This is a genomic window from Ignavibacteriales bacterium, from assembly GCA_026390815.1.
Taxonomy (GTDB): domain Bacteria; phylum Bacteroidota; class Ignavibacteria; order Ignavibacteriales; family SURF-24; genus JAPLFH01.
In genome coordinates this window covers 32861-45715 of the sequence record JAPLFH010000048.1, presented here as the reverse complement: position 1 = coordinate 45715, position 12855 = coordinate 32861, and the positions used below count along the sequence as shown (strand labels likewise).

At 34.2% G+C, this 12855-nt stretch carries 14 protein-coding genes; 4 read left to right on the top strand and 10 right to left on the bottom strand.

All coding sequences use genetic code 11. From position 1 onward, the window contains the following. Positions 1–164: 164 nt before the first annotated feature. The 3 genes from NTX22_15300 (at position 165) to NTX22_15290 (ending at position 1170) form a co-directional block, all read left to right on the top strand. Entirely contained in the window at positions 165–650 is a 486-nt protein-coding gene (locus NTX22_15300) for a T9SS type A sorting domain-containing protein (GenBank protein ID MCX6151890.1), read from the top strand. A gap of 68 nt (positions 651–718) precedes the next feature. After that, entirely contained in the window at positions 719–928 is a 210-nt protein-coding gene (locus NTX22_15295; protein ID MCX6151889.1) for a 2-oxoisovalerate dehydrogenase, read from the top strand. After that, complete coding sequence (locus tag NTX22_15290; GenBank protein ID MCX6151888.1) at positions 925–1170, top strand: type II toxin-antitoxin system HicA family toxin; 246 nt, start codon at positions 925–927, stop codon at positions 1168–1170. Before NTX22_15295 ends, NTX22_15290 begins: the two co-directional genes overlap by 4 nt. A 234-nt stretch (positions 1171–1404) precedes the next feature. Here the strand turns inward: NTX22_15290 and NTX22_15285 are convergent, their stop codons facing one another. From NTX22_15285 to NTX22_15240, 10 genes are all read right to left on the bottom strand, one after another. Further along, the gene (locus NTX22_15285; protein ID MCX6151887.1) at positions 1405–1767 is read right to left on the bottom strand and encodes a hypothetical protein; all 363 of its coding nucleotides are present in this window, start codon (positions 1765–1767) and stop codon (positions 1405–1407) included. A 77-nt stretch (positions 1768–1844) separates the two neighbouring features. Further along, positions 1845–2600, bottom strand: a complete 756-nt coding sequence (locus tag NTX22_15280) for a hypothetical protein (protein ID MCX6151886.1) — start codon at positions 2598–2600, stop codon at positions 1845–1847. After that, on the bottom strand, positions 2597–4450 hold the full coding sequence (locus NTX22_15275) for a BatD family protein (GenBank protein MCX6151885.1): 1854 nt from the start codon (positions 4448–4450) through the stop codon (positions 2597–2599). The genes NTX22_15280 and NTX22_15275 overlap by 4 nt, the downstream gene beginning before the upstream one ends. Positions 4451–4728: 278 nt before the next feature. After that, a complete protein-coding gene (locus NTX22_15270; protein MCX6151884.1) occupies positions 4729–5496 on the bottom strand; it encodes a tetratricopeptide repeat protein in 768 nt (255 codons plus the stop codon). 32 nt (positions 5497–5528) lie between these two features. Further along, a complete protein-coding gene (locus NTX22_15265; protein MCX6151883.1) occupies positions 5529–6569 on the bottom strand; it encodes a VWA domain-containing protein in 1041 nt (346 codons plus the stop codon). Between the two features lie 58 nt (positions 6570–6627). Then, a complete protein-coding gene (locus tag NTX22_15260) occupies positions 6628–7623 on the bottom strand; it encodes a VWA domain-containing protein (GenBank protein ID MCX6151882.1) in 996 nt (331 codons plus the stop codon). Beyond that, entirely contained in the window at positions 7613–8572 is a 960-nt protein-coding gene (locus NTX22_15255; protein ID MCX6151881.1) for a hypothetical protein, read from the bottom strand. Before NTX22_15255 ends, NTX22_15260 begins: the two co-directional genes overlap by 11 nt. Then, entirely contained in the window at positions 8566–9441 is an 876-nt protein-coding gene (locus tag NTX22_15250) for a DUF58 domain-containing protein (protein MCX6151880.1), read from the bottom strand. Before NTX22_15250 ends, NTX22_15255 begins: the two co-directional genes overlap by 7 nt. 123 nt (positions 9442–9564) lie before the next feature. Then, on the bottom strand, positions 9565–10551 hold the full coding sequence (locus tag NTX22_15245; protein ID MCX6151879.1) for a MoxR family ATPase: 987 nt from the start codon (positions 10549–10551) through the stop codon (positions 9565–9567). A gap of 235 nt (positions 10552–10786) precedes the next feature. Beyond that, on the bottom strand, positions 10787–12523 hold the full coding sequence (locus NTX22_15240) for a T9SS type A sorting domain-containing protein (protein MCX6151878.1): 1737 nt from the start codon (positions 12521–12523) through the stop codon (positions 10787–10789). A 184-nt stretch (positions 12524–12707) separates the two neighbouring features. On the opposite strand from NTX22_15240, the gene NTX22_15235 reads away from it, so the two are divergent. Beyond that, the gene (locus NTX22_15235) at positions 12708–12848 is read left to right on the top strand and encodes a hypothetical protein (protein MCX6151877.1); all 141 of its coding nucleotides are present in this window, start codon (positions 12708–12710) and stop codon (positions 12846–12848) included. Positions 12849–12855 lie beyond the last annotated feature (7 nt).

Sequence of the window (12855 nt, the reverse complement as noted above, 5' to 3'; positions counted from 1 at the left end):
ATTGTTTTCAAGAAGTTCTCTTAGAATAATTACTTTTTGTTCAGCCGAGTAGTGTTTTCTTTCTCTCATTGTTGGAATCTCCATTTTTTATTTTACAAATATTATAATTTGAAAATTCCTTTTCCACTTGAAGCATTACAGTACAAAGAATTACGAATTACAAATTGGGAATTAGAAATTGGGGAAAAGTTGGTTTTGTAAACGGTAACGGCAATAGTAACTCGCCAAAAGAATATTCTTTTATTGATAAAAATGTTTTAAACGGAAATTATTCTTACCGCTTAAAACAAATTGATAATGACGGACAGTATAAATACTCCGGTGAAATTGAAGTAGATGTAAATATTTTGCCAATTGAATTTTCTTTATCGCAGAACTATCCTAATCCATTCAATCCATCAACAACACTAAAGTACTCTTTACCAAATACATCAAATGTTGAATTGAGAATTTATGACTTGTTGGGAAGAGAAGTTAAAACATTAGTATCTGGTTATCAGTCTGCTGGTTATAAAGAAATTGTTTGGGATGGAAGAAATAACACTGATGAACAAGTTTCAAGTGGAATATATATTTATAAACTTACAGCATCATCAATCGAAACTGAAATAGTAATTGAGAAAAGCGCAAAGTTGGTTTTAATGAAATAGCTATTAAATATGATTTACTTTGCAACTATAATTTTTTATTTTTATACAAAGTAAAGCAGGAAAAAGGTATGAATAATGAAATTATGTTTATTATTGAAGAATCATTAGAAGGTGGATACGAAGCTAAAGCCTTAGGTTATTCAATTTTTACCGAGGCTGAGAATTTAGTTGAACTTAGAAAAAATATTAAGGAAGCAATTGCCTGTCATTTCGAGATTTCAGAAATGCCAAAATTGATAAGGCTTCATTACATTAAAGAAGAGGTAATGGCAGCGTGAAAATCCCAAGAGATGTTTCCGCCGTTGATTTAATAAAAAGACTTGAAAAAATCGGATATTCTATAACCCGACAAAAAGGCAGTCACATTAGATTAACTAAGCAGTCTGGTTCAGAACAATTTCATATAACAATTCCAAATCACGATCAATTAAAAATTGGAACTCTAAACAACATTCTTAATTCTCTTTCCATAAATGAAAATATTACAAAGGATGAATTAATAAAACTTTTATTTACATAGATGAGTCCGGTTTAAAAAGCTAATATTGCCCAATTGTCATTCCCACGAACCAGCCAGCGAAAGGCGGGAGTGGGAATCTATTTAAAATTCTACGTGTTTTAGATTCCCACTTTCGTGGGAATGACAATTTGAGTATTTCGGCTTTTTAGAGTGGACTCATTTATGATTAATCAAAAAAAAGGTGGTTACTAAACCACCTTAGAATAAAATAAATTAGATTTATTATATGTTCATCTATAAACTTTTTCCATCAGTTGAAAGTTTTGATAAATATTTATCCGGATCCTTTTTTACTTTTGCCAGGCATTTTTTGCAGCAAAGACCATAAGTTACACCCTTATATGTGTAAGTTACATCGTTATTTTCAAGCTCTTCTCCGGAAACCGGGCAAACTTTATTATTAGCCATTTTAACAGATTCTTCCACTTTACCTTTTTTATCAATTGTTTTGGCGTTATCTGAATTTACTACTTCTTTATTTTTTAATACCTCTTTTCCAGTTTTCTTTTTCATATCCATCATTTTTTTATCCTGGGCGTTGGATAGAATAGTTACACTTAATAAAAGAAGTACAGCAACAAAAAATATATTTTTCATTTATTTCCTTAATAATTGTTATCGTTTAGTCAGTTGTAAATATTCAACAGGATGAAGGGAAGAAAAGTTTCACTCGCTTAAATTATTTTTAAATTCGCCTCTGGTAACCAACCGATTTTTCCATCTGCAAGACGCACTTTATACCAATTGTTCAATTCATCTTCAACTTTAACTTTTAATCCTTCGTGGATAATAAATGCATCATTACTTTGATTATCCGGCGATGTTTTAACTGTTACTGTTGATTCAATCAAAATTGCATAATTGCTGTTTGTATCCTGATTTAATTTAAGGAAGAAAAATAACAATGATAATAAGAATAGAATTCCGAATATTGAACCGGTAAGAAAAGACCATCTTTGTATGAAGGAACTTTTAGAAAAAAAATATAACGCAGCGATAGAAAGAATAATCAAATAGATAAAATAGATTGTTATCAACCAGCCATTAATTGGGAAAAGATTTACCAACGATTCCCACCATCTTACAAAGAATAATTTTGGAAGCATTTCTATCTTATCAACAGTATGAGCATTAGCAATTTTTAGATTATAATTTATATCTTCATCATTTGGTGAGAGTTTAAGCGCTTTTTCATAATTCAGAATTGAATAGCCAATTCTGCCAATTCTAAAATTAGCATTGCCAAGATTATAATAAAGATTTTTACTTTCGTATCCGTTATGCAAAATTTTTTCATAAACTTCAATCGCTTGTTCAAATTGATTGTTCTGGTAAAAGGTATTTCCCTTTTCCAGTATTCTTTCAGGTTCACCATTAGCTAATAATGGGATTGAAATAATTAATAATATGAAGATGAATAGTTTTTTCATTTCAATTTATTCTTTGTAACAAGATTCTTTTCAAATTCAATAATAATTTTGGAAGCCCGTTCATACATTTCCTGCATCGTAGCCTGTCCATCGCTCTGTGGAGCAAATCGTGCAAATTCACAAGTCTCAACTGAATTCCTCACCTCTGCAACAAACTCTTCAGAAATATTATTATCTCTTAAAGCTTCAATTGCCCGATCAATTGAAAAATCAGCTTTGGGAATTTTCAATTTATCTTCAAGATAACCGAATAGCGCCTGAGAAATATCGGAATAAAAAACTTGCTGGTTATGTGTATCAAAAGATTTCTTGGCTGTTTTTAATCTATTCCGTGCAATTTTTTCTGCCCGATGGAATTTCATCAATTGCACATTACCTGATAATTCATCTTCTCTCTTTTTCCATGCAATTAAGCCAACAAAAGCAATTAATGGAAGCAATGTAATTGCCCAGAACCAAAATTTGAGATATGTATAATCACCTTTTTTTACTAAATCATCAGAAGTAGTTTTTATAAATCTTATATCCTCGCCAAGAAGTTTAACATCCTCCTTATTGAATCCAGCCACACCCTCACCGTAAGTTCCATCACCCTTTTCAACATTTAGATTAAAAGTCTGAGAGCTTACTGTATAATATTTGTTATTGGATGGGTTGAAGTACGAAAACTCAATCGGTGCAATTTCCTTTTTACCCATCGCCCGTGGTACAATTAAATACTCAACAACTTTCTGCCCGGAAATTCTACCACTTCTATTTATCTGATCATTGGTTTTTGGTTCATACTTTTCAAGCCCGGCGGGCAAAGTAATTTCTGGTAAATCCAGCAGACTAATGTTTCCAGTTCCGGAAACAAATAATTTCAATGTAAAAGGTTCATTCATCTTAACATTATTTTTATCAACAGAAGCTTTGAATGAAAAATCGCCTACTGCACCGTGGAAAGAAGCCGGGATATTTGAAGATGGAAGAGGCAGAACATCTACTCTTAAAGTGTTTGACGTAGCTTTGTAATCAACTGTTTGTCCCTGGTTAAAAAATGGATCATTAAAGAACTCATCAAAAATATCACCGCGCCGGCGCTGCTTTGGAATAACCACAGGAATCGTAAGTTCAAATGGTGTAACTGATAGCTGCCCTGTTTGGGTGGGGAACAAAGCAGCTTTTTTCAAAGTTGCAACTCTGTATTGCTTTCCATTAACAACTTCAGTTGTAAAGAAAATTCTATTTGGCGATTCTATTTCTTCTGCCCAAAAACCCTGGTATTGCGGTAACTTTGAAATTTGCGGAGAAGAAATATCTAACCGTGTGTAAAGTTTATAAGTAACTGTAACCTGCTCCCCTTTATAAACTTTCTGTCTATCCGCAAATGCTTTAATGAAAACATTCTCGGCAATATTCTTTGTATTTACCTGTGCATTGTTTTGTTGTTGTTTCTGCTGTTGCTGTGATTGAGGTGCAGTACCTTTAATAACATTTATTTTTATTGGTTCTGTCTTATACGTCTTTCCCTTGTAATCGATAGATGCTGAACCGATTGTAAAATTACCTAAAGCCGAAGCGGTTACGTAAAATGAATAACTTAAAGAAGCAGAAACTGAACCATTAATTATCTGCATGCTTGTAGATTGGTTTGGTCCGGAGATAACCTTGAAATTCATAAAATCCGGTGCATGGAAATTTCTAAGACTGTTAATTTCGTCTCCATTAAACTGGAAAGAAATTTCGAAAGGTTCATTCGATCCCACAGACGTACTGTTTACTGAAGCCGTAAATGATTGTGCCGCCAGATTGTAGTTTATTATAAACGTTATTAAAATTATAAAAAATATTTTTTTCTTTTCTATCATACCAAAGATTCAATTAAGGTTCAGTCCAAATATAAGAAACGTAATTCTAATATATACTTGAAGTAAAATAGTTTTCATTTACAAAGCAAAAATTAAACTATACTAAAAAGAAAGTGGTTTCTGGGATATAGGTATAAGGGTATAAGGGTATATGGGTATATTGGAAAGATCTCTACGTACTTTATACTCCTATACCTTTTACTCCTATACCTTTATACCCCTATACCTTTATACCAGCCTCTTTCAAAGTATAGTTTAATTGTAAATATTCCATCTTTTTACCAGTCTTTAGAAGTTGCTACCCGCTTTCCTGCAAACTTCCTAAGTTTCTTTTGCAAATCCTGTTCATTATTTTTTAGTGCATTAAGAATGCGCTGTGCTTCTTCCTTAGACATTTTATTCTTATCCTGCTTTGCCTGCTGATTTTGTTTATCCTGCTGCTTAGTATTATCCTGTTGGGATTGTTGGTCCTTATTCTGATTTTGATTCTGCTGATCTTTTTTGTCCTTATTCTGGTCCTGTTTATCCTGATCTTTCTGGTTTTTGTTTTGATCCTTCTTATCGTTCTTGTCTTTATTCTTATCCTGTTGTTTATTTTCTTTTTGTTGTTTTAACTTATTCAACGCATAAGAAAGATTATACTTAGTTTCTTCATCCTTGGGATTCAGCTTCAATGAATTTTTATAGGCATCAACACTTTCCTGTACCTTTTCCGATTTTAGTAATGAGTTTCCAATGTTATGAAAAGTTTTTGCTTTAGACTCATTATCTTTGGACATTTGCAACGCCTGCTGGTAGGATTTAATTGCTTCATCGTATCGCTGTTGTTTGTAAAGTGCATCGCCAAGATTAAACTTTGCGTTAAAGTTATCCGGTGCTTTCTCTAATCCTTTTTTAAAATTGACTTCAGAATCCGGAAATTTTTTATCTTTATATTTTTCCACACCATCGTTAACAAGACTTCTTAAACTTTGGGAAAAAGAAACATTGGCAAACAACACAAAGATTATTAACAACAAGCCGATTGCGTAAATTCTATTTTTCATTGCATTATTCATATCAACTTCAACTGATTTTTTTAAGATTCAATTCCAACTTTTTTACTAAACTTTGCCCATCGAGCAGATCTTTTTTCTGAAATAAAGAATTCAATCATTAACAGGATTATAGCTGCAGCAAGCAAGTAATAAAATCGATCTTCATAATCTGTAACTTTTGCAGTTCCATATTCTGTCTTTTCAATTTTGGAAAGCTCATTGTAGATTTGATCTAATTCATTACCACTACTTGAACCGCGATAATATTTTCCTTTACCATCGTTTGCAATTTGCTGAAGAGTTAGTTCATCTAACTTTGTAAGAACTATATTCCCTTGTTCATCAGTCTTATAAGCAGGCTGACCTTGTTGATTACCAATTGGAATCGGAACACCCTGCGGCGAGCCCATCCCGATTGTATAAATTTTTATTCCTTTATCTCCAGCCTCATTAACTGCACCGGTTATGTCTCCCTCGTGATCCTCGCCATCAGTTATAATAATAATTACCTTTTGAGTTTTAACATCCTCCTTGAAAGATCTGACCGCCGACTTAATAGCTTCGGCTATAGCTGTGCCGGGTTGAGGTACGGTGTTGAAACTTGTTGCATTTAAAAGCAGATTGGCCGCCGCATAATCAGTTGTTAAAGGAAACTGAACATAAGCAGCTCCGGAAAAAACTATCAGACCTAATCTATCACCTCTTAACTTTTGAATTAAAGTTGAGATTGATTGTTTTGCAACATCAAGGCGGTTTGGTTTTATGTCTTCTGCCTTCATACTAAGGGAAACATCAAGGAGAATAAACACATCTATTCCAGCCTGTTTAACTTCTTCGTACCTTATACCAATTTGTGGATTTGCCAATGCTAAAATTAATAAAGTGGCTATGAACAAATTTAATCCACTCTTTAAAATAAATTTAGATCTACTTCTTTCAGGTGAAAGAACTTTTAATAATTTCTTATTAGCAAAAAGCTCAAGTAGTTTGCTCTGCTTCCTGTAAGTCCACCAGTAAAAAACCACCAGTAATGGAATTAAATAAAGAAGGTTTAAATACTCACTATGTGCAAATCTGAACATTAGGTAACTTAATTTTGATTAAATAAATATCTTAATGTAAAAATTATTATAAAGTCAGCTATGGAATTTTTCTAAAAACTGTTCTCGATAATCCCATTTCCAGGAAAAGAAAAAATATACCAGCACCGAGCCAGCCATAAAAAAGTTCTTTAGCATTTCTGTATGAAGTAATTTCAACTTTTGTTTTTTCCATCTTATCAATTTCTTTATAAATATCTTCAAGCTTTTTATTATTGGTAGCACGGAAATATTTTCCATTAGTAATTGATGCAATTTGTTTAAGAACTCCTTCATCAATTTCAACCGGAACCATTTGATATCGAATTCCGTAAGGTGTTTGGAAAGGATATGGCGCTTCACCAATTGTTCCCACACCGATTGCGTATACACGTATTCCAAAAGTTTTGGCAATTTGTGCTGCTGTTAACGGATCCACTTCACCAGCGTTGTTCACGCCATCTGTTAAAAGAATGATTACTTTGCTTTTAGCCTTACTATCCTTTAACCTGTTAACACCGTTTGCAATTGCGTTCCCAATAGCTGTTCCATCTTCAATCATACCGCTTTTAATATCTTTCAACAATCCCCTAAGCACAGGGTAGTCGATTGTAAGTGGGCATTGAGTAAAACTCTCACGGGCAAAAATTACCAATCCGATTTTATCACTAACCCTGCCCTGTATGAAATCATCAATTACATTTTTTGCAGCGCCAATCCTGTTAGGATGAAAATCTTCTGCGAGCATACTGCTGGAAATATCAAGCAGCATTGCAATATCAATTCCCTCTGTATAAATATTTTCGCCCGAAGAAAAACTTTGTGGTCTTGCCATAGCAACGATTAAAAAAGCTAAAGCGAGCAATCGAAGAACAAAAATTAAATGTCGTAACCGCTCCCGCAGAGTTGGTGGAAATCCCTTTAAGATTTTTAATGATGAAAAAGTTACTGAGGTTGATTTATTCCTGCCAGTTTTCCAATACCAAAAAGCTAGCAGTGGAAGGAGCAGAAGAAAATAAAACATCCATGAATAAGCAAAGTGAGTGTCAGTGAACATCAACTACCTCCGACTCAATTTGCATGTTATCTTCTGTTTTGTGCATTGTATCGTTTACTATTTGATAAGCTTGCTTCAGCATCTCTTCATTAACATCATTCATCGGTACAAACTTTGCAAATTTAACTAAGTCAGCATTGTTCAAAAAATCAGAAGTGATTTTTGTAATTGATTCAGCATCTGCCACCCCATTAAGTCCATTTAACAATTCGTCTGTTGTAATTTCTAAAGCAGGAACAAGGAATCTTCCTTCAAAATATTTGCGGATGATTCCAGTAACCTCAGTGTGATATTCTTTTATCCTGCCTTGCTGCCAGAGTTTTTTTTCTTCAAGCAATTTAAGTTCTTCCAAAGCAATTTCGTACGGTTCTCTTTTTATCTCTTCAATTATTCCAAGTTTTTGTAATCGTTTCTTCCTATAATATAAAAATCCATAAACTCCAGCAGCAATAATAACCAGAGCAATTAAACTCCACATCAAAATTAATCGCCAATCCAAAGGAATCTTGATCGGTTCTTTCACATCCTTAATATCACTTTGTGGATTAACATTTAATGTACTTACTGTAAGATAAACCGTGTTGGTTAATGTAGTTTCTTTAGCTTGATTCCCTTTCCGATTATAGATTATTGGTATAGCTGGAATATGAACATCTCCGGAATCGTATTTAGCTAAAATAAATTTAAATGTAGAAGTTACGCTCCCATCTTTTTCTTCTGTTGCAACCGGTTCAATTTTTATTAAATCAATTCCTTTTAAGCTATCCTTAATAGATGGAGAATTTACGCTAACATCTTTTGGATGATTTATTATGATGGAATAATTTATAAAATCACCAACAAGATAGCGTGAAGAATCTACCGAAGCTTTAACAGAAACACTCTGCGCTTTAACAGAAATGAATGTAAAACCTATTACAAATATTGCTAATAATACTTTTTTTACCATCGTCTCTCGCGTAATCGGAAGAAATCAATTAAAGGTTTTATGTAAGATTTATTTGTATTAATACTAATTGAATCCAGCCGGCTCTTAATAAACAATGATTTTCTTTGTTCAAAATTTTCAAGCCGGTTTCTAACAAACCACTTTTGAAAAACTTTATCGGAAGTATCGATGTATCTTTCTTCGCCGGTTTCAGCGTCCTGGATTTTAATCAGACCAACTTTAGGGATTAAATTTTCTTTATCATCAGTTAAAACCACGCCTATAAAGTCATGTTTCTTTCCAACTATTCTCAAAATTCTTTCATAGCCGGAGTCCATAAAATCCGAAATTAAAAAAACAATACTTCTTTTCTTGATGGCATTGTTCATATACTCAAGTGCAGCTTTAATATTGGTTTCTTTCCCATCAGGTTCAAAAGAAAGAACCTCCCGGATTATTCTAAGAACGTGGGTTCTTCCTTTTCTGGGCGGAACGAAACGTTCTATTCTATCACTGAATAAAATTAATCCAACTTTATCATTATTCTTCATAGCAGAAAAAGCTAATACAGCGCTTAATTCTGCTGCAATTTGCTGTTTTGTTTTTTCAACACTTCCAAATCCTAATGACCCACTCAAATCAACCAGAAGCATTACAGTAAGTTCCCGTTCTTCTTCAAATATTTTTATATAAGGATGACCAAACCGTGCTGTAACGTTCCAGTCTATATTCCTTATGTCGTCACCGAATTGATATTCGCGCACTTCAGAAAACTCCATTCCTCTTCCTTTGAATACAGAATGGTATTCGCCAGTGAAGACCTGGTTAACAACGCCTTTGGTCTTTATTTCAATTTGACGGACTTGTTTAAGTAATTCTTTGGTTAACATAAAAGCCCACACCCAACCCTCTCCCCAAGGGAGAGGGAATTGAATTCAATAATATATTCAATAATCGTTTTCATAATAACTCATACTTGTTCTTCTAAAGTCCCCCTTGGGGGGATTTAGGGGCTAAGGCACTTCAATTTTATTCAAAATTTCCTGGATGATTGTTTCCGAAGTAATTTCTTCTGCTTCCGCTTCATAAGTTACAGCCACACGATGACGAAGAACATCATAACAAATATTACGGACATCTTCCGGAATTACATAACCCCTTCTTTTAATAAACGCCATTGCACGCGCTCCAAGTGCCAGATTTATAGATGCACGCGGTGAAGCACCGTAAGAAATTAAATCTGTCAAATTCGGAAGCCCGTATTCCTTTGGATTCCTTGTTGCAAAAACAATATCAAGTATATAGCGATCAATTTTCTCATCAACATAAATCTCCTGCACCAAATTTCTGGCTTTAAGAATATCCTGTGGAGTAATAACCGGCTGGATTATATCATTGGATAAATTCTCTACATTCTGCTTCATTATCTTCAACTCTTCTTCGCGCGAAGGATAAGTGATTTTTATCTTCAACATAAACCTATCAACCTGCGCTTCTGGCAATGGGTAGGTACCTTCCTGCTCGATTGGATTTTGTGTTGCAAGAACAAGAAATGGCTCTTCTAATTTAAAAGTACTTTCACTAATTGTAATCTGTCTTTCCTGCATTGCTTCCAGCAAAGCGCTTTGCACTTTTGCCGGGGCACGATTTATTTCATCAGCAAGAATAAAATTTGCGAAGATCGGGCCTTTCTTAATAAAGAAATTTCCATCCTTTTGGTTGTAAATCATTGTACCGATTAAATCTGCAGGCAGCAAATCGGGAGTGAATTGAATTCGCTGGAACTTAGCTTTCATTGCCGCAGCCAGCGATTTTATTGCAAGCGTCTTAGCTAATCCAGGCACACCTTCCAGAAGAATATGTCCATTGGCAAGCAAACCAACAACAAGTCGTTCAACCATAGCCTTTTGCCCAACTATCACTTTGCCAATTTCATTCATCAGTAAATCGACGAAAGCACTTTCGTTTTTTATTTTTTCATTTAAAGCTGTAATATCCAAAATGTTAACCTCGCTTTGAATTTTATAAAATTACTTCTTTTGTACAACTACCCGTAAGAAATGGTTTCAAAAAATATAGATGAAATAATACTTTTACAAGAATCGAACTTTATATTTTTGGGTGGCGGATAAAAACGATGCAAAATTAATAAGGAATTACCAGTAGTTGATGAACTGGAATTAATAATAATCTGGCAGGCGGAACATTACGCCCCGCCTGGGATAAGACTTATCTCTATCTAATTAGAATCATCTTCTTGGTTATCACATTATCTCCAAATTTGATATCATAAAAGTAAATCCCAGAACAAACTTCATTGGTATAATTATCTTTACCATCCCAAACAACCGAGTAACTGCCAGCATTTTTATAATCATTAACTAAAGTTTTTACTTCTCTTCCAAGCATATCGAAAATCTTTACTGTTACAATTCCATCTGATTGTAAATTATAGTTTATTGTTGTTGTTGGATTAAAAGGATTGGGATAATTCTGTAGTATAGAATATTTATTGCAATTGTTTGAAGATTCCTCATTAACATTTGTGGTAGAATCCGGAGTAAAGTTATAATTTCTATCATAAATACTTTGCGCATTGTTTTTATTTAACGCAAGGTCATCAAAGTTTTCGCCAAAAAGTAATGCCATCGAATACTTTTCTCTGCTGCCTTGTTTAAACGGAAAAGTACCAGAAGAAAAAACGATGCTGATATTTGAATTCTGCAACGAAGTATCAAACGTTCCTGCTTGCATTTTTAACCACATAGTTTCATCGTCTTTAGGCCATCCGCCACCCACACCTCCATCACCTAGACGGTAAATAGAAACTGCCGTTAACCCAATCTGATCAGATTCATGTTTATCTGTTTTATCAAAATTGGGTTCACCATTTGAAGGCATACCATCACCTTCACCGAAATCATAGGTATTAGGGAGACCATCTGTACCGACATCATCTGTGATAACTTTCCAATCATTATCATTATCAATTCCATCATCTTGCCTTTCATCTATCATTCCATCTACATCATTGTCAAATCCATCCCATGGATTTCCTGGGCTTTCCAAATAAGCATAACCAATTAAACCTGTTTTCCAATTATTTGGCACTCCAAAACCATTGGAATCAAATGCATAAACCAAATCAAGTTCTGTATCAAAAGAACCACAATCATCTCCGGAATCATAAATGCCGCCCACACCTGGATCTGTAAAAATGCCGAAACAAGTATTATCGTAATCATTATCTGAAATATTAGTTACATCATATTGCCAAAAAATAACATCCGCCGTTAAAGGATTAGACCATTGAAAGCCTCTTACTTCAACTCTTAGTCCCAGCCCACCTCTTGCCAAATCAGAGGCTATTGGAAAAAAATTGTAAGGCTGCCGCGTCCATTCATAATCTTTTGAATCATCCATTACATAGAAAGTTTCTAAATCGGCGTTGAGAATATTTTTGCCAAAATAACCATACCAGCTTCCATTCCAATCAGAACCTAAGCCTAATGCGGCTGGCCATTCGGAAGGCCAACTATTTGGATCGGCGCTAATGGCAGGTGTTTGTGAATTTGGATTTGCGTATCCTGGTACCGGAGTTAAAGTCCACAATGCTCCGGTTACAGGATCTTTATCAACCCATTCCCTGTAATATGTTTCCAACGGATGAATAATTTGTTCATTCCCTGGTGCTTTTACTTCAGATGCAATAAGAACACAAAGACCATCAAGATATGAGTGTCCGCTTGCTTTAGGCCATTCGCCTGATGGTTGGTTTGGCCATTGTCCAATCATACCGCAATTATCAAAGAGAGTTCTGACAAGGTTACCATCCATAATTCCCTGTCTGCGATATTGGAGGTCTCCCTTAGCATCATCCCTGTAGCGCTGGATATCCTGTGAGTAAAGTTGAATTGAAAAGTGGAAGGAGAGGAAACCAAAAATCCAAATTACTTTTTTAATCAATAACATTTTTACACCTTTATTTTGAGTAGCATAATTTCACAACAAAAATTGTGTAAAGAAGGAATTTCAAAAATGAAATTATTAAAATTTTTCTTAAGGTGAAAAAGAAAAATATTATCCTACTTAAATTACTCCATACCGTTTAAGAATAACGGAAGAAAAGAAGAGAAAGAAAATTAAAGATCCAACTGTGCGCGCCAAATTTAACACTTACAAGTTTGCTGCTTACAAAGAGCGCGTAATCGATTTGCTAAAGCGTGTTTGTAAAGTAAGTGTGGAAACGGTTATGATAATTGAAGAGATGAAAAGTAAATATGATGCAAGCAGTTGAAGAAAAA

Excerpts from the sequence above, each read along its gene's own strand:
- NTX22_15295 (MCX6151889.1), top strand. The coding sequence starts at position 719 with ATGAATAATGAAATTATGTTTATTATTGAAGAATCATTAGAAGGTGGA.
- NTX22_15285 (MCX6151887.1), bottom strand. The coding sequence starts at position 1,767 with ATGAAAAATATATTTTTTGTTGCTGTACTTCTTTTATTAAGTGTAACT.
- NTX22_15280 (MCX6151886.1), bottom strand. The coding sequence starts at position 2,600 with ATGAAAAAACTATTCATCTTCATATTATTAATTATTTCAATCCCATTA.
- NTX22_15275 (MCX6151885.1), bottom strand. The coding sequence starts at position 4,450 with ATGATAGAAAAGAAAAAAATATTTTTTATAATTTTAATAACGTTTATA.
- NTX22_15270 (MCX6151884.1), bottom strand. The coding sequence starts at position 5,496 with ATGAAAAATAGAATTTACGCAATCGGCTTGTTGTTAATAATCTTTGTG.
- NTX22_15265 (MCX6151883.1), bottom strand. The coding sequence starts at position 6,569 with ATGTTCAGATTTGCACATAGTGAGTATTTAAACCTTCTTTATTTAATT.
- NTX22_15260 (MCX6151882.1), bottom strand. The coding sequence starts at position 7,623 with ATGTTCACTGACACTCACTTTGCTTATTCATGGATGTTTTATTTTCTT.
- NTX22_15255 (MCX6151881.1), bottom strand. The coding sequence starts at position 8,572 with ATGGTAAAAAAAGTATTATTAGCAATATTTGTAATAGGTTTTACATTC.
- NTX22_15250 (MCX6151880.1), bottom strand. The coding sequence starts at position 9,441 with ATGTTAACCAAAGAATTACTTAAACAAGTCCGTCAAATTGAAATAAAG.
- NTX22_15240 (MCX6151878.1), bottom strand. The coding sequence starts at position 12,523 with ATGTTATTGATTAAAAAAGTAATTTGGATTTTTGGTTTCCTCTCCTTC.